General features: G+C 62.3%; 25 protein-coding genes and 1 pseudogene. 10 read left to right on the forward strand and 16 right to left on the reverse strand.

Going from position 1 to position 19,416, the window contains the following annotated elements; translation table 11 throughout:
• Positions 1-59: 59 nt before the first annotated feature.
• Complete coding sequence (locus ABWV23_RS18845) at positions 60-317, reverse strand: Rossmann-fold NAD(P)-binding domain-containing protein (protein ID WP_353350547.1); 258 nt, start codon at positions 315-317, stop codon at positions 60-62.
• Positions 318-334: 17 nt separating this feature from the next.
• Complete coding sequence (locus ABWV23_RS18850) at positions 335-859, reverse strand: SDR family NAD(P)-dependent oxidoreductase (protein WP_353350596.1); 525 nt, start codon at positions 857-859, stop codon at positions 335-337.
• Positions 860-1,111: 252 nt separating this feature from the next.
• Between ABWV23_RS18850 and ABWV23_RS18855 the strand changes: the two genes are divergently transcribed.
• From ABWV23_RS18855 to ABWV23_RS18865, 3 genes are read left to right on the forward strand one after another with little or no spacing between them, the layout of a single operon-like run.
• Positions 1,112-1,324, forward strand: coding sequence for a hypothetical protein (locus tag ABWV23_RS18855; RefSeq protein WP_353350549.1), 213 nt, complete (start codon positions 1,112-1,114; stop codon positions 1,322-1,324).
• Positions 1,325-1,336: 12 nt separating this feature from the next.
• On the forward strand, positions 1,337-1,711 hold the full coding sequence (locus ABWV23_RS18860) for an AraC family transcriptional regulator N-terminal domain-containing protein (RefSeq protein WP_353350598.1): 375 nt from the start codon (positions 1,337-1,339) through the stop codon (positions 1,709-1,711).
• Between the two features lie 37 nt (positions 1,712-1,748).
• The gene (locus ABWV23_RS18865) at positions 1,749-1,925 is read left to right on the forward strand and encodes a helix-turn-helix domain-containing protein (RefSeq protein ID WP_353350600.1); all 177 of its coding nucleotides are present in this window, start codon (positions 1,749-1,751) and stop codon (positions 1,923-1,925) included.
• Positions 1,926-2,255: 330 nt separating this feature from the next.
• Here the strand turns inward: ABWV23_RS18865 and ABWV23_RS18870 are convergent, their stop codons facing one another.
• The 6 genes from ABWV23_RS18870 to ABWV23_RS18895 are packed head-to-tail and all read right to left on the reverse strand — an operon-like array spanning position 2,256 to position 8,035.
• Positions 2,256-2,720: a phosphatase domain-containing protein gene (locus ABWV23_RS18870; protein ID WP_353350551.1), complete on the reverse strand. Its 465-nt coding sequence runs from the start codon at positions 2,718-2,720 to the stop codon at positions 2,256-2,258.
• Entirely contained in the window at positions 2,717-3,262 is a 546-nt protein-coding gene (locus ABWV23_RS18875; RefSeq protein ID WP_353350553.1) for a histidine phosphatase family protein, read from the reverse strand. Before ABWV23_RS18875 ends, ABWV23_RS18870 begins: the two co-directional genes overlap by 4 nt.
• Entirely contained in the window at positions 3,259-4,275 is a 1,017-nt protein-coding gene (locus ABWV23_RS18880; protein WP_353350555.1) for an MBL fold metallo-hydrolase, read from the reverse strand. The genes ABWV23_RS18875 and ABWV23_RS18880 overlap by 4 nt, the downstream gene beginning before the upstream one ends.
• A 51-nt stretch (positions 4,276-4,326) precedes the next feature.
• On the reverse strand, positions 4,327-5,376 hold the full coding sequence (locus tag ABWV23_RS18885) for an ABC transporter ATP-binding protein (RefSeq protein ID WP_353350557.1): 1,050 nt from the start codon (positions 5,374-5,376) through the stop codon (positions 4,327-4,329).
• Positions 5,364-7,067, reverse strand: a complete 1,704-nt coding sequence (locus ABWV23_RS18890) for an ABC transporter permease (RefSeq protein ID WP_353350559.1) — start codon at positions 7,065-7,067, stop codon at positions 5,364-5,366. Before ABWV23_RS18890 ends, ABWV23_RS18885 begins: the two co-directional genes overlap by 13 nt.
• The gene (locus ABWV23_RS18895; RefSeq protein ID WP_353350561.1) at positions 7,067-8,035 is read right to left on the reverse strand and encodes an ABC transporter substrate-binding protein; all 969 of its coding nucleotides are present in this window, start codon (positions 8,033-8,035) and stop codon (positions 7,067-7,069) included. The genes ABWV23_RS18890 and ABWV23_RS18895 overlap by 1 nt, the downstream gene beginning before the upstream one ends.
• A gap of 200 nt (positions 8,036-8,235) precedes the next feature.
• Here ABWV23_RS18895 and ABWV23_RS18900 point away from each other — a divergent pair, with 200 nt between their 5' ends.
• Complete coding sequence (locus ABWV23_RS18900; protein WP_353350602.1) at positions 8,236-8,961, forward strand: DeoR family transcriptional regulator; 726 nt, start codon at positions 8,236-8,238, stop codon at positions 8,959-8,961.
• Positions 8,962-8,971: 10 nt separating this feature from the next.
• Here the strand turns inward: ABWV23_RS18900 and ABWV23_RS18905 are convergent, their stop codons facing one another.
• From ABWV23_RS18905 to ABWV23_RS18915, 3 genes are all read right to left on the reverse strand, one after another.
• A complete protein-coding gene (locus ABWV23_RS18905; RefSeq protein WP_353350563.1) occupies positions 8,972-9,118 on the reverse strand; it encodes a hypothetical protein in 147 nt (48 codons plus the stop codon).
• A gap of 103 nt (positions 9,119-9,221) precedes the next feature.
• Positions 9,222-9,440 (reverse strand): PaaI family thioesterase, encoded by a 219-nt coding sequence (locus tag ABWV23_RS18910; RefSeq protein WP_353350565.1) that lies wholly within the window; start codon positions 9,438-9,440, stop codon positions 9,222-9,224.
• A 3-nt stretch (positions 9,441-9,443) separates the two neighbouring features.
• Positions 9,444-9,578, reverse strand: a complete 135-nt coding sequence (locus ABWV23_RS18915; protein ID WP_353350567.1) for a PaaI family thioesterase — start codon at positions 9,576-9,578, stop codon at positions 9,444-9,446.
• Between ABWV23_RS18915 and ABWV23_RS18920 the strand changes: the two genes are divergently transcribed.
• A complete protein-coding gene (locus ABWV23_RS18920) occupies positions 9,570-9,764 on the forward strand; it encodes a hypothetical protein (protein ID WP_353350569.1) in 195 nt (64 codons plus the stop codon). The two genes, ABWV23_RS18915 and ABWV23_RS18920, sit on opposite strands and share 9 nt — an antisense overlap.
• Before the next feature lie 35 nt (positions 9,765-9,799).
• Here ABWV23_RS18920 and ABWV23_RS18925 read toward each other — a convergent pair whose 3' ends face one another.
• Positions 9,800-10,135, reverse strand: coding sequence for an ArsR/SmtB family transcription factor (locus tag ABWV23_RS18925; RefSeq protein ID WP_353350572.1), 336 nt, complete (start codon positions 10,133-10,135; stop codon positions 9,800-9,802).
• Between the two features lie 93 nt (positions 10,136-10,228).
• Between ABWV23_RS18925 and ABWV23_RS18930 the strand changes: the two genes are divergently transcribed.
• From ABWV23_RS18930 to arsH, 4 genes are all read left to right on the forward strand, one after another.
• Entirely contained in the window at positions 10,229-10,492 is a 264-nt protein-coding gene (locus ABWV23_RS18930) for a hypothetical protein (protein WP_353350574.1), read from the forward strand.
• 1 nt (position 10,493) lies between these two features.
• Entirely contained in the window at positions 10,494-11,468 is a 975-nt protein-coding gene (locus tag ABWV23_RS18935) for a threonine ammonia-lyase (protein WP_353350576.1), read from the forward strand.
• Between the two features lie 72 nt (positions 11,469-11,540).
• Entirely contained in the window at positions 11,541-12,593 is a 1,053-nt protein-coding gene (arsB, locus tag ABWV23_RS18940; RefSeq protein ID WP_353350578.1) for an ACR3 family arsenite efflux transporter, read from the forward strand.
• Positions 12,594-12,619: 26 nt separating this feature from the next.
• Positions 12,620-13,342, forward strand: coding sequence for an arsenical resistance protein ArsH (gene arsH, locus ABWV23_RS18945; protein ID WP_353350580.1), 723 nt, complete (start codon positions 12,620-12,622; stop codon positions 13,340-13,342).
• Positions 13,343-14,076: 734 nt separating this feature from the next.
• Here arsH and ABWV23_RS18950 read toward each other — a convergent pair.
• From ABWV23_RS18950 to ABWV23_RS18960, 3 genes are all read right to left on the reverse strand, one after another.
• Entirely contained in the window at positions 14,077-15,417 is a 1,341-nt protein-coding gene (locus ABWV23_RS18950) for a dicarboxylate/amino acid:cation symporter (RefSeq protein WP_353350582.1), read from the reverse strand.
• A gap of 390 nt (positions 15,418-15,807) precedes the next feature.
• Positions 15,808-17,535, reverse strand: coding sequence for a cation:proton antiporter (locus ABWV23_RS18955; protein WP_353350584.1), 1,728 nt, complete (start codon positions 17,533-17,535; stop codon positions 15,808-15,810).
• Positions 17,532-17,777: a helix-turn-helix domain-containing protein gene (locus ABWV23_RS18960; RefSeq protein WP_353350586.1), complete on the reverse strand. Its 246-nt coding sequence runs from the start codon at positions 17,775-17,777 to the stop codon at positions 17,532-17,534. Before ABWV23_RS18960 ends, ABWV23_RS18955 begins: the two co-directional genes overlap by 4 nt.
• A 136-nt stretch (positions 17,778-17,913) precedes the next feature.
• On the opposite strand from ABWV23_RS18960, the gene ABWV23_RS18965 reads away from it, so the two are divergent.
• Complete coding sequence (locus ABWV23_RS18965; protein WP_353350588.1) at positions 17,914-18,774, forward strand: universal stress protein; 861 nt, start codon at positions 17,914-17,916, stop codon at positions 18,772-18,774.
• 75 nt (positions 18,775-18,849) lie between these two features.
• On the opposite strand, the pseudogene ABWV23_RS18970 reads toward ABWV23_RS18965, so the two are convergent.
• Positions 18,850-19,416, reverse strand: a pseudogene (locus ABWV23_RS18970) (transposase); the annotation flags it as partial.

A 19,416-nucleotide genomic window follows, 5' to 3' on the forward strand; every position in this document is an offset into this window, starting at 1 on the left:
CAAGGCCCCTTGGCTAAGGGCTCGTGTTCGCGGTCCTTGCCCCCCGCCAAAGGATCCGATCAGACCGACCAGGTGAAGCCAGTGGCCTGTTCGGACACGTCCCATAGACGGGCCATCACCGGCTTGTCACGGGCGTGGGGTTCCAGCTTTCCGGTCCCGACCGGCCCACCGGTTTGCATCCACCCGGTGGGCCCATGCAGGGCGCGCTGTTCAAGTCCGTCCTCGGTGGCGCACATGACCTCCGGGCAGGCGCCTCGCTCGACGGATTGCACCAAGGGGGTCTTGGTCATCAGCCACCATGCGAAGCGCGTCACCATTCCGCCGCTGGTGCTGATCAGCGAGGTCGCCGAGGCGCCGGATGGCAGACGTAGACCTCGACACTCTTGCCCGCCGCTTTGGCGCGGTCTTGCAACTCATAGGCAAACATCATCTGTGCCAACTTGCTCTGGCTGTAAACGGGATTGAGGCTATAATTCCTGTCCCAGTTCATATCGTCGAACTGGATTGTCTTGATCCCCATGTTGTAGCCGAGGCTGGCAACCGCCACGATCCGGCCTTTCGATTGCTCGATCCGGTCGAACAGCATGCCGCAGAGCAGGAAGTGGCCGTAGTGGTTGGTACCGAACTGGCTTTCGAACCCGTCGACAGTCAGAGTCTGCGTGAGCACCTGTGCGATTGCGGCGTTGCAGGTCAACGCGTCGATCTGCGGCACGGCCTCGAGCACCTCCTCGGCCGCCAATCGCACCGAGGCCAGTTCGGCGAGGTCCATGCGGATGAAGCTTACATCCGCGCTTGAGCCGCATTTCTGCTTCAGGTCCTGCACGGCGGCGGTCGACATCTCGGCGCTGCGGTTCAACATCACCACCTTCGCGCCCTTCGACAGCAGAATGCGCGCGGCCTGAAATCCGGCGCCACATGCGCACCGGTGATGACAAAGGTCTTGCCGGCGAGCGCTTCGACGCTTGAGTATCTGAAACCGCATGGGCCGGGCCAGATACACAGAGTTCATGACACTCCCGGGTGTGCCGGAAACAGGCGAGATCGTCGCAAAAGCTTGCCCAATCGTATCAGGTCGATTGAAAGGGGCGCCCTGCCCCTTTCACTGAAGCGCATGAGCAAACACCAGATCAGGCAGATCATCGAAGCCCGGATGCCGAAGGACGGTATGGTCGACACCGGCATCAAAGGCATCCAGCTGTTCCGCGCGACCGAGGCGGTACCCTGCGTCCCGCCGGTCTATGCGCCCTGCGTCATCGTCAGCGGCGGCAAGGAGGCGGTGCTCGACGGGCAACGTCATGCCTACGCCAGCAGCCAATACATGTGATGCCCGATGTCCATGCCGGTCAAGGCCGGCGCGCCCACGGCATCGCCGGATCCCCCGCTTCTCAGCGTCTATATCGCGCTCGACCCGCGCCTTATGACCGAAATCACCATTGAGATGGACGCCGCCGGACGCCGTCTCCTCTCGACCGAGGGAAATGCGCCGGGTATCCGCCTGGCCCGCTGGGACGAAGCCTTTCTGGACGCGCTGCTGCGGCTGGTGCGACTGGGGGGCGTCCCCGACGGACACGGCGGTCCTTGGCGATGCGCGGCTGCGCGAGCTTTACTATGCCATCCTCAAGGGCGAGGCAGGCCAGTTCGCCCGCCATGCCTTTGCCCCGGGCAACGCCATCGCGCGCTCCATCGCCGATCTGTCGTCAAAGCCGGGTGAACCGATGTCGATCAACGACATGGCCGCCCACGCCGGCATGAGCCGCGCCGTGTTTCACCGCAAGTTCAAACAGGCGACGACCATATCGCCGATCCAGTTCGTCAAGTCCATGCGCCTGAACCACGCCGCGATGAAGATCGCCGGCGGCATAACCGTGTCCGAGGCGGCTCAGGATGTGGGCTATGTCAGCCCATCCCAGTCCAAACGCATGTAAGGGCAGTCGCCCCGGCAATGGAGCGACGCCCGGAACATGACAACAGGCACGGTATGACAGGAGATCACATGACGGCGTTACCGCACGCCTTGCAGGCATTTATCCTGGCCTTGCGAAACGCCGTCTGTTCGCGCGCAGACCTCCCCGAAAAGCGGGCCATGCTGTCACAGGCATTCGGCGCTCTGGCCCGGCCGCAAGATGCTGGTCAAACCGCCGGGGTCCGCTTGCCCGCGTGTCAGCACCTCGAAACCATCGCACTCTACTCGGCGAGAACCCACTCGATGCTCGTTGCAGGCGTCTCACCGATGGATGACATCCACAGACCCTTTCTCAGAAATCCCCTGGAGCACATTGCAGGCACACCAGCCCTTCGCCGCGCCAGGCCTCGACCACCGAAGTGCGGTCATCAATAACCAGCCAGGGCTTGAAGCCATCCGCTTGCATTTCCTTCAACGCGCGACGTTTCACCTCCGGGTCGGTGGCCTCGTCCTGATCTTCTGCACGCAAGTAAATGCCGTCGAACGGCAGATCGTGTTTGCGAAGCCATGCAATCGTGTGCGCGGCCCAGCCCCTTGGCCGCCCGGAACAAATCAGGATGGTTTCACCGCTTTCTTTCAGCCGGCGCATCAGTTTCGCGATTGGCGCAATCAATGCGGCATCGGCCATCGCATGATGGAAATCATCCCAGTGTTTTTCGATGCCATGCACGAGATGACCAAGGCGGTCCGCGTCGAATTCCGCAAGCGTGCCATCGACATCGAAAACCACACAGGGGGTAGGAGCGGCTTGGGTCATAGGTTCTTCTCCAATGTTTTATTGCCTGCTCTTTGAAACAGAAGCGGCGTCGCGTTGGGGGGGCGTTGGCCGACGTCGCCTGTCGTCCAGAGCATGCGCGCCGCGCGGATTATACCCGAATGGCACACCAGAACCGGCAGCATTCCCTCCGCTCCAGCGCAGATTTCCGTGATTGCGGTTTGTACGCGTACCAGCATGTCGGGCCAGCTTTCGCCCTGCCCCGGTGTGTTTTCTCTGGCGGGTTGTTCCCCCAGCGGCCGACCTTCGAACACGCCCCAGTCACGCTCGCGCAATCCGGGGTGCAATTGGACATCCCGGCCGGGAAATGCGAGCTCTGCGGTTCGCTGCGCCCGCGATAACGGGCTCGCAAAAACCGCGATCTCTTCCGGCCAAGGCAACTCCGACAGAGCGCGAGCCTGATCACGTCCCAAGGCGGTCAACGGGACATCGGTGATGCCCGCGATGAACCCGTCCGCGTTGGCTGTGGTCTCGCCATGTCGGATCAGGCAAAAGCTTTGCGATGGCCGGGCGGCGTCGATCATAGCCGGACCAGATCGTGAAAGAACACCTCGGCCTCCAGATCTTCGACCAGGTACTCTTCGGGCCGCGTGCAGAAGGCGGGCGCAAAGCGTTGTGCCCCGAGACGCTTGAGCATTTTCACTTGGTCGCGCAGCGGGGGATGCACGTTCCAGCGCTGGAAATATCCGCCCGGAACGCTGCAAATTCCGCGCGCATGGGCTGTCATGTGGCCGGTGAAAACCACATGCGCATCGCGCCCCAAGCGCCCGCTTTCATTCCACGCCCGCACATAGCCCCACGCCGCGCCGCCATCGGCATTGGGCGTATCGCAGATCAAAAAGCGCGCCTGTTCCATCGGGCCGCGACCCAACAGAGGGGCGATGTCCTGCGCGTCGGCACTGACGGCACCGCTGTTCAGCGCGGCGCGAAGCGTGTCTTGGCATTCAGGGTCGAGCATCACGCTTTCACATCCGTAGCGGCGGATCAGATGCAACGCCATCTCGCCCGCGCGTCCCGATGGGGGAACAGGCAACAGCACTTGACCTTGCACCCCGTCAAGCAGCGCATTCAACGCCTTGAACCGGTCTGATTGGGGCACGTCATCGAGGTGATAGGAGCAATCCAGAATGGCGGTGGCGGCAGGGGGTGGCGCATCGAAGGAGAACCAGTTCGACTCTTCGGACCAGTCGCCGGAATAGAAGAAGCCCTCTCCCAGATCGAAATGCAACCAGACACCGCCCATCGCGTGGCCGTTACGCCCGGTGGTCAGCGTCACGCCTTCGATGGTCGTCTGGCCCTGTTCGGGCAACAGGTGCACCTTGGCCGCGGGGGGGAGCGCCTTGGCCGTTTGCGCCGTGGCATAGATGGGCAGGCCCGCCTCGACGGCATGGGACGCGCCACCGATATGATCGATATGATCGTGGGTGATGAACACGGCCTCGGCGCCTTCAAGCCATGCGGGATTGAAATGGGCGTTGGCCTCGGGGCCAAAGCCGCAATCCAACAGCCAGATCCGATCATCCACGGTCAATTGCATGCATGCAGGGCCTTTATCCCCGATGCCGGAAAGTAGTCGTATGCTTTGCATTCAATCCTCTGAGAAGGCCCAAGGTGTCGTGATGGTCAGGCCCAGCTGCGCGCCGACTTCGAAGCGGGCGCGCGTTTCTGCAAACAAGCGCGCACCACAGTCGGTCACGGTTTCCAGCAGGTACTTGCCGCCCATGTAGGTGACCCGCGCGACCTTGCTGCGCAGGTCTCCGGTCTCTGCAATGGTCAGGTTCTCGGGCCGCAGGCAGACATGGCTGACGCTGGCCTTTCTCGCCTCGGACTGCACCGCGATCCGCGCCCCCAGAACACGCGCCGCCATGGCATCTCCTGTCATTTCGACAGACTGCACCGGCACCACCGTGCCACGTCCGACGAACTCGGCCACGAACCGGTTTTTCGGGCGTTCATAGAGCGTTTGCGGCGTGTCGAATTGCTGAATCCGGCCCTGATCCATCACTGCGATCCGGTCCGCCATGGCCATGGCCTCGGCCTGATCGTGCGTGACGTAGATCATCGTCGCACCGGTGCGTTTGTGGAAATCGATGAACACGCCCTGCATCGAGGCCCGAAGCGCCACGTCAAGATTGGCGAGCGGTTCATCCAGCAGAACGGCGCAAGGGTCAGAGACAAGGCACCGCGCCAGCGCCACCCTTTGCCGTTGACCGCCTGAAAGGTCAGAGGGCATCCGGTCCGCGTATTTCCCGAGCCCCGTCGACGCGAGCGCCGCATCCACCTGCCGTGTGATCTCGGCCTTGGAGAACCCGCGAATGTCGAGCGGATAGGACACGTTGCGCCGCACCGACATATGCGGCCATAACGCATAAGACTGAAACACGAAGCCGATGTTTCGCTCTTCGGGGGGCAGGTTCACGCCCGTTTCGGCATTCGCCATCTCGCGCTTTCCGATGCGCAGGCGCCCGCGGCTGGGGGCGTCGAACCCAGCCAGGAGCCGCAAGAGCGTGGTCTTGCCACAGCCAGACGGACCCAGCAGCGCGATGAATTCGCCATCCTCGAACCGCGTGGTGACGTCTTTCAGGGCAGGCGCGCCCGCAAATGACTTGGCGACAGATGTCAGGTCTATGTCTGCCATGGGACAACTCCTTTGGGAAAGCGGCGGGACAACAGCTGGATCAGCGCCATGAGCGCCATGACGACGAAGACGATGGTCATCGCCAACGCGCTGGCCATACCGGTCTCGCCGCTGTCATCGAGATTGAAAATCACCACGCCCAGCGTCTCGGTGCCTGATGACCACAACAGCGCCGAGACCGTGAGTTCGTTGAACGCGGTGAGAAACACGAGGATCGCCCCCGCCGCTGCCGCAGGCGCAGACAGCGGCAGGATCACATCGCGCAAACGCCGATAAAGCGAGGCACCCACCGATTGCGCGGCCTCGTCCATCGCCGGATCAAGCTGCTTCAGGCTCGCCTGTATCGGGCGGAACATGACCGCGAAGAACCGCGCGAGATAGGCAAGGAAGATGATCCAGATCGTTCCATAGAGCGTGGCGTCGGTGAAGGGCAGCTTGATCAGCAAAAGGATCATCGCGATCGACAGCACCACCCCAGGCAGCGCATAGGGCAGATCAAGCAGGCTGTCGAAAAGCCGCGCCAGGCGGGTCTTGCGACGCTCCATCAACCACGCCAGCGGCAGGCAGATCACCATCAGCGCCAGCGATGCCCCGGCGGCAAGCCCAAAGGAATTGCCAAAGGCCCGCGCCGTCACCGGTTGGCGGAACAGCACCTCATGCCACGAAGCAAGGGTCACCGTATCAGGTCGCAGTGGCACGCCATAGGCGGGCACCATCGACGTGGCGAGCAGCCCGAACATCGGCAAGACGAGGATGGCACAGACCACGGCCCAAAGCGCGATTTCCACGGGCAGGCGCGCGGCGCCGAGCGGCAAGGCCAGCGGCTGCGAGGTGCTGCCAACAAGGTGTAGCTTCTGCCTGCCTTGAAAGAACCGTTGTACCAGGATGCCCGCCACGGCGACCGCCCCGATCAGCATGGCCAGGACGGACACTTCGGCCAGCACGGTCGTCCCCATCCCGGCCAGCTTTTGGTACACAAGCGTCGGCAGGGTGGCATAGCCCGCGGGAATACCAAGCATCGCCGGAATGCCGAAATTGCCAAGCGCGGTGACAAAGGTGATCGCCGTCCCCGCAGCCAGGCTGGGCAGGGTCAAAGGCAGCACCACCTGCCACCACGTACGCAGACCTTTTGCGCCACTGATCCGTGCGGCCTCGACCACGTCTTGCGGGATTGATCGCAAGCCCGCCCGCAGGGTGAGAAAGATGATCGACATATGTTGAATGCCCAGCAGCAGGATGATCCCCTCGGGCGAATAGAGCGGCTGCGGCGATCCCAGCGGCGGCGCAATGCCGAGCGTTTTCAGCAAGACCGACGACGGCCCCATGATCTGGGTCCAGGACAGCGCGGTGATCTGCGGCGGGATCATCATCGGGATCATCAGGCAAAACACCAAGGCCGCCTTGGCCCGCAGATCCGTCAGCGCCACCAGAAAGGCAAAGGCAGAGCCCAGCACGAGCGACACCACGGTGCCCAGGCCCGCTGTGACCAGAGAATGCTTCAGCGCGCTCAGGGTCGAAGGTTGGGACAGCACCTCGCGCACCAGCGTCACGCCGGGACCGCCCTGATCCGTCACACCCTCGACAAACAGGCGCAGGACCGGCGCAAGCGTCAGGCAGATCGCGACGACCAGAATGGCAGAGAGCAGCCGAGCCTCGGCCCGGCTGCCACCATTTTGCATTGCGGCGCTCATTATTCGGCGCCAAAGAGCTCTGCAAATTTCGCCTTGTTGGCTTCGGCGTTTTCAAGCGCCTCTGCCGGATCAAAGGCCATCAGCTTGATGTCTTCGCGTGCCGGGAATCCTGCGGGCACGCCCATGCCGTTGCGCGCGGGGATATAGCCCATGTCCAGAACAAGTCCCTGCCCCTTGTCGCCCAGCAGGAAATCGACGAATTTTTGTGCGCCTTCGACGTTCTTGGCGGTCGACATGATCGCCACAGGCTCTGTCACGTAAGATACGCCCTCTTCAGGAAAGACGAACTCCACCGGGGATCCATCGGCCTTGTTGCGGATAGCGAGGAAGTCCACGACCATGCCATAGGGCTTTTCGCCCGAGGCCACGGCCTTGAACGTGCCACCGTTTCCGCCCTGTGCGCGGGCCTCGTTGGCCGCGAGGCTTTCGTAGTAATCCCAGCCAAGGGCCTCGTTGCCGGTCAGCGTGGCAAGGTGGATCAGCGCGGCACCGGAGTAGAGCGGCGACGGCATCGCGATCTGCCCTTTGATCGAGGCATCCGACAAGTCACCCCACGATGTCGGCGCCGCCTCAACACCTGAGTTGTACACCAGGCCAGTGGTGATCAGCTTGGTGGAATAATAGTACCCTTCGGGGGAAAACAGCGCCGCGTCATAGTTACCCGCTTCCGGCGACTGGTAAGCGCTCAGAAGGCCTTGTTGCGCCATCCCTTCCAGCGTCACGGTGTCGGCGATCAAAAGGACATCGGGCTGCGGGTTGCCGGCTTCGATTTCGGCGCGCAGGCGCGCCATCAGCTTGGTCGTGCCATCGCGAACCCACTCGACCTCGGTGCCCGGGTTGGCGGCGATAAAGGCATCGACGGTCCGCTGCGCATCAGCATTGGGCTGCGAGGTATAAAGCGTGATCGTGTCGGCCATGGCTGTACTGGCCAAGAGCGCGACAGCAGTGGATGCGAGGACGGACTTCATGGGGGCTCTCCTGGAGTTTTGTCTTTCGAACGAAAGTCATTCACGAGCGCCTTATCCCGGCGGAATTTGACGGATTTGTAACGTATACGTAAATTTTTTATTTATATTTAGGAGGTTGATGGCTCTTGCTAACCTTCGCCAGACTTGCAGATGCTTTCGAAGGAAAAACCGTGCGATCGGGTGTCACCGAACGACGTGATATGATCATCGCGTTACTGTCGGAGTACGACGCGCTTTCTGCTGTAGAGCTGTCGGGTCGTCTTGCCGTATCGGTTCAGACTGTCCGCGCAGACCTGCGCGATCTGGATGAGGCCGCCATTGTGCAGCGCCGCAACGGCAAGGTCCGGCTGCGCCAGCAAAGCGAAAACATCGGCTATCTCCCGCGCGAAGCGATTGCGCAGCAGGAAAAGCAGCGTATCGTGCCGGCGGTAGAGAACCGGATCCCCGAAGGCGCCCGAGTGGCCTTGGGCACTGGCACCACGGTGGAGCAGTGCGCAAGGTTTCTGGCGTCACATGAGAACCTGTTCGTGGCCTCCAACAGCATTCACGCCGTTTGCGCCCTGCAAAACGCGCCAGGCGCCACATGTCTGACGTCATATAGAATTTGGCGAGGTCGGCTTCCAGATCGGTGCCAGGCATGGTCATGCCTCCTCAAGCAGGACGGTGTTGGAGAAGCGTCGGGCGATGAACAGGGCCAGCACGAGACCGGCCAGGATCAGGACCAGCCCGCTGACCGGCACCGCGCCCAGCCCCCAGCGTTGCAGTGCGGCAGCCCCGATCAGAATGCCAAGCCCCTGGCCGAGATAGATCATCGACCCATTCAGCGCGAAGGCCAGCGTCGCCGCATTGCTGGCCCGCCAAAGGCATTGCCAGTGACCGATCCCAGCGGGATGCCCACGATCAGCGCGGCGGGGATGCCAGCATAGACGGTGGAGATCACCTTGGGCCGCGCCTTGGGTGCCGCCAGCGCGTGGCCAGCGATCCGACGCCGCCCACCAGCAGGCGCAGCGCGAAGAGGGTCCGGAACTCCGTCACCAGCGCCGAGGCGCCGTTCAGAATGGTCAGCAGCATCAGGACCGTCATCAGCAACGCCCGCGGCGGCCATCGGCTGCAGCACGCCGGAAAAGACGATGGCCCCGGTGGTAACGGCGAAGGGTCAGAACAGAAGCGTGATCAACCGCATGGCCTACCCCAGCTGCCGGATGAAACAGGTGGAGGTGCCGGTGGCCAGCACCCGCCCGGCGGAGTCCTCGATCCGCCCGGTCGCGGTGGCAGTGGAGCGCCCGCGGCTCTGCACTTTGGCAAGACAACGGACCTGCCCCGTGTCGGGCAGGATCGGGCGGATGAACTTGATCTCGGTCCCAAGCGAGGCATAGGTCTCGCCTCGCGCCAGCGTGGTTTGCACCGCTCAGCCCAGCGCGGAATCGAGTAGCGTCATCGCCCAGCCGCCATGGATCAGCCCCAGCGGGTTCAGATAACGCGTATGCGGATCGCCGAGGAAGGTAATATGCCCCTCGCCCAGTTCGTGAATCCATTGCTGCATCACCTCGACGATGAGAGGCGCCACACGCTGGAGATTGTCTCCACAGCCGCGGGCAGCCGCAAAGAGGCGGGCGATGACAGCTCCTCGATCCGCTACCTGAGCCGGTTGATCAGCGCCCTGACGCTGGCGCGGGCGGTTGATGGCGGGCTGCTCGCGGGGTCGGCCGCAGCGCCGACGACAGACTGAACGCAGGAACAAAACGGTACCGGTCCGCCCTCCCCCTAGGGCGCAGTGGGGCCGGCCAAGGAAATCACATCCGCGCAGACCGCGATGTCGCCGCCGCAGCAATCCGCGAGCAGGAACATCACCAGCGCGTTCACCGCCCCGAGGTTGGCCGCATAGTGAATCTCGCGCTGGTGCCGTGTCGCGGTCAGGAGCCCGGCCCGTTTCAGGATTGCCAGATGACCTGAGAGCGTCGATGGCTTGGCATCGAGCCGGCGCGCGATCTCCAGCGCCGGCACCCCCTCCGGCCCCGCCTTGACGAGCAGCCGAAAGGCCGACAGCCGGGTTTCGTGTGCAAGGGCGGAGAAGGCGTCGATGGCGGTATCCTGTTCCATAATTCGTAATTGCCCGAATTGCCGAAGCTTGACAAGGGCCCCGCCAGCCCGTAGCCCGAAGACAGTTCGGCAATAGTCGAAATGAGAAGGAACATGGTGGGTACACTCATCACCTCCGAGATCGACCTGGAGGCCCAGGGCAAGAAGCCGGGCGAATTGTGCCTGCCGCATTCCGTGCATCGCTCGGCCGACGGGTGTCCTCCGGTTCCGATCACCGTCCTGCAGAACGGGGACGGGCCGACACTGGCACCCACGGAGGTGGCCGCGCCCTATTCGGGCCGCGTCCTTTGTCAGCGCGCCATGGCGCAGGTGCGTCGTGGGGACGCCCTGTTCCAGATCGCGGCGGAGGCCGGATAGGATGACCTTTCCGATCAGCCTTGAGGATGTGTGCCGCGCGGCGGAAACCCTGAAAGGGGTCACTGTCCGGACGCCAGTGCTCGAGAACCCGGACGTGAACGAGAGGCTGGGCGGGCGCCTGATCCTCAAATGCGAGAACCTGCAGCGCACCGGCGCCTTCAAGATCCGGGGCGCCTATCACCGGATGTTCGGCCTGACACCCGAAGAGCGGAAGCTGGGCGCGGTGACCTATTCCTCGGGCAACCACGCCCTCGGCCTCGCACGGGCGGCGCGGCTTCTGGGATCTTCCGCGTTGATCGTGATGCCCGGCGACGTACCAAAGGCCAAGATGGCCGCGGTCCGGGCGATGGGCGCCGAGGTCGTCACCTATGACCGTGACAGCGAGAACAGCGCCGATATCGTCGCCCGCGTGATCGGCGAAACCGGGCGCATCGAGGTGCCGCCCAGCGCGCACCCGCAGATCCTTGCCGGGGCCGGCACCGCGGCGCTGGAACTGCTGGAGGACGTGGGGCCGCTTGATGCCGTTCTGGTGCCCTGCGGCGGCGGCGGGCTGACGGCGGCCACCGCCGTGGTGATGGCACAAGGCGCCCCCGGTTGCGCGGTCTTTGCCGCCGAACCCGCGCTGTTCGACGACACCCGGCGTTCACTCGCTGCGGGAGAGCGCATCGGCAATCCGACGGGCCGGCGCACCATCTGCGATGCGATCATGACCCCGATCCCCAACGCGGTGACCTTCCCGATCAATCGCGCCCTGCTTGCCGGAGGGGTGACCGCCACCGATGCCGAGGTGCGCGCCGCGATGCGCTTTGCCTTCGAGCATTTCAAGATCGTGGCCGAGCCCGGCGCCGTGGTCGGGCTGGCGGCGATCCTGAACGGGCAGGTCCCGATCCGGGGCCGCAGCATCGCCACCGTGATCACCGGCGGCAATATCGACACCGTCCGTTTCAGCCAATTACTGGACGATGATGATGGCTGATTTCGCTTTCGACGCAGAGATCGACCGGCACAGGGCACAGGATTTCACCTCAGACAAGGGCAACAACGCGCAATGACCGATGCTTCTCACGACCAAACCGAACCGCTGGGCATCTTCGCCCGCTACCTCACCCTCTGGGTCGCGCTCGCGATCCTCCTCGGAATCGCCGTCGGGGTCTTCGCTCCGGGGCTGATCAGGACGATCGCCTCGCTCGAGTTCGCCTCGATCAACCTCGTTGTGGCGGTGCTGATCTGGGCGATGGTGTTTCCGATGATGGTCAACGTCGATTTCGGCGCGGTTGCCGGTGTGGCCCGTCAACCCAAGGGCCTGCTGGTCACACTGGCAGTGAACTGGCTGATCAAGCCCTTTACCATGGCGTTTCTCGCGGTGCTTTTCTTTGACCATGTCTTTGCCCCGTGGATCGCCCCCGAAGATGCCGCGCAGTACATCGCCGGGCTGATCCTGCTTGGCGCGGCCCCCTGTACCGCGATGGTCTTTGTCTGGTCGCAACTGACGCGCGGGGACGCGACCTATACCCTTGTCCAGGTCTCGGTGAACGATCTGATCATGGTCGTGGCCTTTGCCCCGATCGTCGCCTTCCTGCTGGGGGTGACCGATATCTCGGTGCCGTGGGAGACGCTGGTGCTCGCCACCGTACTCTATGTCGTGCTGCCGCTGATCGCGGGGCTGCTCACCCGGCGCCGGCTGGGCACGGCCCCGGCGATCGAGGCCTTCGAGGCAAAGGCCAAGCCGTGGTCGATCATCGGCTTGCTGGCCACTGTCGTCCTGCTGTTCGGCCTGCAGGGCGAAACGATCCTGGCCCATCCCTTCGTCATCGTCCTGATCGCGGTGCCGATTCTGATCCAGAGCTACGGGATCTTCGCATTGGCCTACGGGGCGGCCTATGCGCTGAAGGTGCCGCACCGGATCGCCGCGCCCTGTGCCATGATCGGCACCTCCAACTTCTTCGAACTTGCGGTGGCGGTGGCGATCAGCCTGTTCGGCCTGAATTCCGGCGCGGCGCTGGCCACCGTCGTGGGGGTGCTGGTCGAGGTGCCGGTAATGCTCTCGCTCGTGGCCTTCGCCAACCGCACCCGCAACCGTTTTCCCGACCCCGCAAGCTGATTTGCCATCCCTCCGCAGGAGATCCCATGTCCGATACGCCGAACCTGAATGAAGATGCCCTCGCCCCGCTCTCTCCCGAGGCGCTGTCGCCGAGCCGCCGCAGCAGCCATCCGCTGCGCCTCCTTATCCTCTACGGGTCCCTGCGGGAGCGCAGCTTTTCGCGGTTCTGCGCCGAGGAAGCGGGCCGCATCCTCACCCGCTTCGGCGCCGAGGTTCGGATATACGATCCGCGCGGGCTGCCGCTGGTGGACGCGGCGGACCCGGACCATCCGAAAGTCGCGGAATTGCGTGGCCTGGTGACATGGTGCGAGGGCATGGTCTGGTCCTCGCCGGAGCGCCACGGGGCGATGACGGGGGTGATGAAGACCCAGATCGACTGGATCCCGCTCTCGCTGGGGGGCGTACGCCCGACGCAGGGCAAGACCCTGGCCGTGATGCAGGTCTGCGGCGGCAGCCAAAGCTTCAATACGGTGAACCAGCTGCGCATCCTCGGCCGCTGGATGCGGCTGCTGACGATCCCGAACCAGTCCTCGGTCGCCAAGGCCTGGGACGAGTTCGACGAATCTGGCCGCATGAAACCGTCGCCCTACTACAATCGCATCGTTGACGTGATGGAGGAATTGGTGAAGTTCACTTGGCTCACCCGCGACATTCGCGATCACCTCGTCGATCGGTATTCCGAACGCGTCGAGAGCCATGGCGACCTTTCAAAGCGGGTGAACCAGGCGAAAGCCGCCCAAAGCGCATGAGGCAGGTCTGACAGGGCCTTTGCCGGCACCTGTCGACATATCGACCGAGAGCTTCGAGCCTGCGCTGGATCGTTCCGGTCAAAGCCTTGCAACGGCGGCCAAGTCCAGGTCAGACGCGAATCGCAAGCGGTTTTCGCAAACAGCCCGGATGCGCCGAGCCAAGTCAGGATGTGGCGGGCACGTGTGGGACCGGGTTCAGGTCCCAAATGGGCTGCGCTCGATATCGGGCGTAGCCCATTGAAAACATTGGGACCCAAGGCTGTCCTCGAACCGGCACGCCGGTTAAAGCGGGGGATTTTGATTTCTACGGAAAGCCTTCTGCTCCAAAGGCTTAAAGAAATCGGCTCCCACTCAAACATGCCTCTGTACGATGCACTGTGGGAATCAGGATTCCGCTCTTTGGACGAGTTTTACCCTCCTTGGGCTACCTACATTCGCCTTCATCGGCTCAGGGATGCATGAACCAATCAATTCAAACTCTTCAATCATGCCGTGCAGGCACCAGAACACGCCTTGGACCAACCGAGCCAAACTGTAGGTTGCCTTTCTGCCTCGGCCCCAAAGGGTCCGGTCGCAACAACCTACACAGGAGGGCCCCTCTGTAACCAAGCTGTTGCCATACATGTTCATGATGGCTGTCGCAGATCTGGACAGTCCAACGGCTTCAGAGTGTGTAGGCAGGATGATTAGCTCTTCGATCGGCAGGCTGACTAAACCTTCTTCGCGACCTGACGTCACGCGGATTGGGCGGGATCACGGCCGACCGAGCGCAACAGCACCGCAGCAACAAGATCCCCTGTGACGTTGACCGCCGTTCGGCACATGTCGAGTAGCCGGTCAACGCCGAGAATGATCACCATGCCCGCGACGGGAATACCCATGTTTGTGGCGACGCTGACCAGAATGGCGATACTAACCCCCGGCGTGCCGGGCGCGCCAATACTGGAGGCAACAAGCGTCCCGACAACCACGGCGATCTGAACCGAAGTCAGCTCCACACCAGCGAGCTGCGCAAGAAACAGAATGGCCACCGCCTGATACAAGGCGGTCCCCGCCATGTTCATCGTCGCCCCCAACGGTACGACCAGATTGGCAATGTTCTCGGGCACACCAAGCTCTCGCGCCGATTGGATTGTTACCGGCATCACCGCCGACGAGCTTGATGTCGAGAAGGCCAGCAACAGATTGCTACCGGCCGCTTGCACGAAGCGCAGTGGCGTGATCCGTGCAAAGATGATCGCGATCAGGAGGTAGAGGCAAAACAGCACCGCAAGCCCAAGCAGCACGGTTCCGACATACCCCGAAATGCCAATCATGGTCTCAAATCCCATCCGCATCACAAGCTGCGCCATCAGGCCAAAAACCGCGAAAGGCGCGAGGAACATGGCCCATTTCACAATGTTCATCGAGATCGACAGCAACGCGTCCATCAAGGCCAGAAAGGGCTGAGCGCGACCGGGCTGAAGTTGCGTGACCGAGACGCCAACCAGCAGGGCAAGAACAACAATAGCCAACATATCGCCCTGCACGATCGAGGCCGTGGGATTCGTCGGAAGAATCTGGACAATCATATCCGGCACAGACACCTGGGGGGCCGAGGCCGGCAAATCGGATATGTCACCGGTCTGAGACGGCAAGCTTGGCGCGGAAGGCCCCTGCGAAAAACCTGCGAGCCCCACACCGGGCCGCAGCCACTGAGCAAGCGCCACACCTGTCGTTGCGGCCACTGTCGTGGTCGCAAGGATGAATGCGGCAAGCCGCAATCCAACCGAGCGCAATTCGTCGCCAGACCCGGCCCCGGACAGCCCTTTAACAATTGAAGAAAAGATCAGCGGCACCAGAACCATGGCGATCAAGGCCAAGAATATACGCCCCGGCAGCGCCAACCAATGCCCGACAACCTCGGCCGTCTCGGGGGCGACAAGTCCGGCGGTCTCGCTCAGCAGCAAGCCAAGGCCAAATCCCAGGACCATTCCAAGCACGACCTGTGCCCAAAGCCGGGATGTTATCCAGACCCGGAGTTTGAAACGCTGCTGCGAGATCCGCATCGTAGTGTCTTGTGTATCGGCTGCCATGCTTGGGTCTTCTCATGATCGCGTGTCGGTGCGAGGCCAACATTTCCTGCTGTGAGCGTTCAGTCGTATATGGCTGACAATCAAGAAGCTCCAGCACGGTCTCACTCAGACGACAGATGCGAATACAACTTGGGATTGTAAATAATTTATCTTCAAGGCCAAACCGTAAGCTATCTCACGCGAAGGAAATCAGTCGATGTCGACCCTGATTTGATGCTCAGGTTGTCCTTCCTGATGCTGCGGCGCGGCCCGTCCTTGCGGCCGCTCCCGCATCAGACAGCATCTTGCGGACATAAGGGACAATAGTGCGGGACAAACCCGCGACATGTCACAAGTGGAGGCGGTCTGATTTCCGTTATGTCTCGGGCCCGTTTAGCGCTCAGGCAGTGTTCACACTGCCTGAACGTCTTCCGTCTCGATGTGGGGTATCTCGGTGCGGTCCTCTTCGGGCGCCCCGCAAAGCAGGTCCACGGCGCGGTCGGCGGCGTCCTGGAAAGGCTCCAGAACCACGTCCGCGCCGGAGGCGAACAGGTTCTCGGTATCCTTGGGATGATGCGAGGCCACGGCCACGCGGCCCGCAAAGCCGGACATCCGTGTAAGCTGGATCAGCGTCGTGCGCGTATCCTCGTGGCTGAGGCCGGTCGGAAAAAGCGGAACGGTCGAGACGATCCAGTCGGCCCGCGCTAACGGAAGTTCGGCCACGAATTCCGGATCGGTGGCATCTCCAAACTCGGTTTCAAGGCCAAGCTCGCGCCAGCGCCGCACTGCCAGCGGGTTGAAGTCGATCCCCAGCACCTTGATGCCCCGTTTTTGCAGGCGCATCCCGATCGCGGTGCCAAAGCGCCCCAACCCGAAGATGATCACCTTGTAGCCCTCGTCGCGATGTGCCCTGGCCTCGGACGGCTCGCGTGGCGTACCCTTGCGCTCGAAAATGCCGAGGAATGGTTCGACAAGGCCATAAAGCTGATGCGAATAGGTAATCATGTAGGTGGATGCCGCGATCGTCACCAGCCCGACCATGGTGACAAGGCCAAGCGCCTCCTCCTGTACATGGCCAAGCGAAACGCCCATCGCCACGAAGATCAGGGAGAATTCGCTGATCTGGGCCACTGTCAGGCCGGCGAGGAAACCCGTGCGCATACGATAGCCCATGGAGCCCATGATCGCGAGCACGATCAGGGGATTGCCGATGAGAACGAAGAGAGAGAACACGATGGCCCCGGTTACATGGGCACCCAGCAGTGACAGATCGAGCGCGGAACCGAGCGCGATGAAGAAGAACAGCAACAGGAAATCCCTGAGCGGCGCCAGCCGCGCCGCGATCGTTTCGCGATAAGGGGTCGAGGCGAGCGCGACACCGGCCAGCAGGCCTCCCACTTCCTTGCCCAACCCGACAATGTCGCCTGCTGCGGCGAACATCGCCGCCATGGCAATGGCAAAGATCACCAGCAATTCCGGTGCCCGAGCCAGCCGTTCGGTCAGCGGATCCGCGACATAGCGCACGAAGAGGACGACAATCGCCACCATCGCCACGCCCGCCCCCAAGACCACCGGGACCGAACCGCCGCCATGACTGCCCTCCCCGGCCGCGCCAATCCCGATGGCCGACAACACGATCATCGCCAGAACGACGACAAGGTCCTGCACGATCAGGAAACCAAGCGCGATCTGGCCATGCAGGCTGTCGATCTCGTGTTTGTCCGACAAAAGCTTCACGATGATAATGGTCGATGAAAACGTCAGCGCAACGGCGACATAAAGGCTGGTGACATGTCCAAGGCCCAGGGCAAGCCCGATCAGGTAACCGAAGACGGATGTGAACGCGACCTGACCCAACCCGGTCAGCAGAGAGACGGCACCGAGCGAGCGGATCAGTTTCACGTCAAGCTTGATGCCGACGAGAAACAGCAGCACGGCTATCCCGAGTTCCGACAAGAGGTCGATCTGCGCATCGGAATGGACGACATCGAACGCGGATGGCCCGGCGACCAGGCCGACAGCAATGAAGCTGACGATCAATGGCTGGCGCAGAAAGATGCCGAACAGACCGATGGCAGCAGCCATCACGAGCAGGACGGCGACCTCTGCGAAAGGCGTGTGGAGCAGCACATCGGTCATGACTTGCTTTCGTTCCCGGAATCGCGGTCTTGAATGAGTTCACTCTTTTGCGGGGTGCTTTCCTTGGCGCGCGTGGAATGGCGGCACAAGAACGCGTCCAGATCGCTGTCGGCGATCCGCCATCCCTTGCCGATCTCGATTGCCCGCAAATCACCATCCTTGATCCAGCCGCGGACCGTGGCTTCGTTCACCTTGAGGAGGTCAGCGACCTCTTTCACAGTTTGATACTGTTCGCGGATCATCGCAGATGCCTGTTTGATGCAGTTCAGTGAAGTATATAGATGTTTGCTTCATTTGAGTTGATTTGCGTCAAATGCAGATCCGAGGCGACCTGTTTGAATGAACGATCAGGATCGGTCCTGCAATTGGGAGAACGACATGAAGAAGATCATGATGGCCACCGACTTCTCCGAACGGTCGGATCGTGCGCTCAGGCGCGCGACGTTGCTTGCGCGGCAGTTTGATGTGCCCCTTTCCATCGTTCATGTCGTTGACGACGACCAGCCACGCCGCATCGTCGAAAGCGAACGCAGCACGGCCTCCGACCTTTTGCGGGAGTTGCGGAGCACGTTACGGAAATTCGACGGGATATCCTGCGACACCCGTGTCATTTTGGCCGACGCCTTTGCCGGCATCGCGCGCGCGGTTGAAGAAGAGGCGCCGGACCTGCTTGTTATCGGCCCGCATCGGCGGAAGGCATTGCGCGATGTATTCGTTGGCACCACCGCTGAACGGACAATCCGTTCCGTGACCTGCCCCGTGCTTATGGTCAATGCACCGCCTGTCGGCACCTATGGTCACGTGATGCTGACAACGGACCTCTCCGCAGGTGCCGAGCGCGCGGCAGGAGCCACTATTGCCCTGGGCCTCATGGACGGGGCGGATGTTTCGGTCCTGCATGTCTACGACGCGCCCGCGACGCGTCTTGCCATGAGCCACACCGTGCCTTCGGATAATCGCGAAGACTATCTGGAAAGCCTGCGCACGGAAGCGGCGGCAAATCTCGCGCAATTCGTGAAGAAAACAGGTGTGCAATCGCAACGTCAGCTTGTGCGTTTGGCACTCAACGCGCCGGCGGCGGAGATCCTGAGCGCCGCAAAGGACGAATCGGCCGATCTTGTCATTCTGGGAACGGAAGGACGCAAAGGGGTTTCGAAGTTCTTTCTCGGAAGCGTCGCCGAAAACGTGCTGCGAATGGCGGATTGCGACGTGCTTGCTGTTCCGCCTGCGCGCGCTTAGTCCACGCCTCACGTCCTGATGGGCCTTGATGCAGAACTGCCGCCTGAGGCGTGACTTTCCCTTTCCCCATTGATGTCATGCCACACGAACGACCTCGGCGGTGCCGAGTGCGTTGAAGCGGTTCATGAGAGCGATGCGGATGTGGATTTCGGCGGCTTGGTGGTCGGGGTCTCTGGTTTCGATGCGCTCGCTGAATGCCCTGAGGCAACGCATTTTCGCCTCGACCCGACTTCGAGCGTGGTATCCTGTCCAGCGCTCCAGAAGGCCCGGTCGTAGTGCCGAGCGGCGCCCAAGGTTTCGTTACGAACCTGCGCAGCTGGGCAATCTTCCTTCCACGGTCGACCGTTCTTGCGGACCGGAATGATCGGGACAGCGCCACGCCCGATAGTGGCGGTGTGGCAGCGGCGTGTGTCGTAAGCGCCGTCCTCTGCCCGACAGTGCATGTTTACATGCATGAGAGGGGGCGGTCACGGTCTTGATCTCTTCATCCTTCGGGATCTGGTCGAGCAGTTCTGGCAGCACCGGGCTGTCCACTGTGCGGCAGTGGTTTGCTTGCAACCCATGAGAGCGGTCGTCTCGGCTGGGGGTAAACTCGACGGTGGACCTGTCCCGTTTTTGTGCCGCTCCAAGTGCTCGTTTAAA

This window comes from Aquicoccus sp. SU-CL01552 (assembly GCF_040365005.1).
Classification (GTDB): Bacteria; Pseudomonadota; Alphaproteobacteria; order Rhodobacterales; family Rhodobacteraceae; genus Antarcticimicrobium.

Excerpts from the sequence above, each read along its gene's own strand:
- ABWV23_RS18885 (WP_353350557.1), bottom strand. The coding sequence starts at position 5,376 with ATGGCAGACATAGACCTGACATCTGTCGCCAAGTCATTTGCGGGCGCG.
- ABWV23_RS18870 (WP_353350551.1), bottom strand. The coding sequence starts at position 2,720 with ATGACCCAAGCCGCTCCTACCCCCTGTGTGGTTTTCGATGTCGATGGC.
- ABWV23_RS18880 (WP_353350555.1), bottom strand. The coding sequence starts at position 4,275 with ATGCAATTGACCGTGGATGATCGGATCTGGCTGTTGGATTGCGGCTTT.
- ABWV23_RS18895 (WP_353350561.1), bottom strand. The coding sequence starts at position 8,035 with ATGAAGTCCGTCCTCGCATCCACTGCTGTCGCGCTCTTGGCCAGTACA.
- ABWV23_RS18900 (WP_353350602.1), top strand. The coding sequence starts at position 8,236 with ATGATCATCGCGTTACTGTCGGAGTACGACGCGCTTTCTGCTGTAGAG.
- ABWV23_RS18875 (WP_353350553.1), bottom strand. The coding sequence starts at position 3,262 with ATGATCGACGCCGCCCGGCCATCGCAAAGCTTTTGCCTGATCCGACAT.
- ABWV23_RS18930 (WP_353350574.1), top strand. The coding sequence starts at position 10,229 with ATGGTGGGTACACTCATCACCTCCGAGATCGACCTGGAGGCCCAGGGC.
- ABWV23_RS18860 (WP_353350598.1), top strand. The coding sequence starts at position 1,337 with ATGCCGGTCAAGGCCGGCGCGCCCACGGCATCGCCGGATCCCCCGCTT.
- ABWV23_RS18955 (WP_353350584.1), bottom strand. The coding sequence starts at position 17,535 with ATGACCGATGTGCTGCTCCACACGCCTTTCGCAGAGGTCGCCGTCCTG.
- ABWV23_RS18845 (WP_353350547.1), bottom strand. The coding sequence starts at position 317 with ATGGTGACGCGCTTCGCATGGTGGCTGATGACCAAGACCCCCTTGGTG.
- ABWV23_RS18960 (WP_353350586.1), bottom strand. The coding sequence starts at position 17,777 with ATGATCCGCGAACAGTATCAAACTGTGAAAGAGGTCGCTGACCTCCTC.
- ABWV23_RS18905 (WP_353350563.1), bottom strand. The coding sequence starts at position 9,118 with ATGACGGTCCTGATGCTGCTGACCATTCTGAACGGCGCCTCGGCGCTG.
- ABWV23_RS18850 (WP_353350596.1), bottom strand. The coding sequence starts at position 859 with ATGTTGAACCGCAGCGCCGAGATGTCGACCGCCGCCGTGCAGGACCTG.
- ABWV23_RS18890 (WP_353350559.1), bottom strand. The coding sequence starts at position 7,067 with ATGAGCGCCGCAATGCAAAATGGTGGCAGCCGGGCCGAGGCTCGGCTG.
- ABWV23_RS18915 (WP_353350567.1), bottom strand. The coding sequence starts at position 9,578 with ATGCAGCAATGGATTCACGAACTGGGCGAGGGGCATATTACCTTCCTC.
- arsH (WP_353350580.1), top strand. The coding sequence starts at position 12,620 with ATGTCCGATACGCCGAACCTGAATGAAGATGCCCTCGCCCCGCTCTCT.
- ABWV23_RS18925 (WP_353350572.1), bottom strand. The coding sequence starts at position 10,135 with ATGGAACAGGATACCGCCATCGACGCCTTCTCCGCCCTTGCACACGAA.
- ABWV23_RS18935 (WP_353350576.1), top strand. The coding sequence starts at position 10,494 with ATGACCTTTCCGATCAGCCTTGAGGATGTGTGCCGCGCGGCGGAAACC.
- ABWV23_RS18950 (WP_353350582.1), bottom strand. The coding sequence starts at position 15,417 with ATGGCAGCCGATACACAAGACACTACGATGCGGATCTCGCAGCAGCGT.
- arsB (WP_353350578.1), top strand. The coding sequence starts at position 11,541 with ATGACCGATGCTTCTCACGACCAAACCGAACCGCTGGGCATCTTCGCC.
- ABWV23_RS18865 (WP_353350600.1), top strand. The coding sequence starts at position 1,749 with ATGAGCCGCGCCGTGTTTCACCGCAAGTTCAAACAGGCGACGACCATA.
- ABWV23_RS18855 (WP_353350549.1), top strand. The coding sequence starts at position 1,112 with ATGAGCAAACACCAGATCAGGCAGATCATCGAAGCCCGGATGCCGAAG.
- ABWV23_RS18965 (WP_353350588.1), top strand. The coding sequence starts at position 17,914 with ATGAAGAAGATCATGATGGCCACCGACTTCTCCGAACGGTCGGATCGT.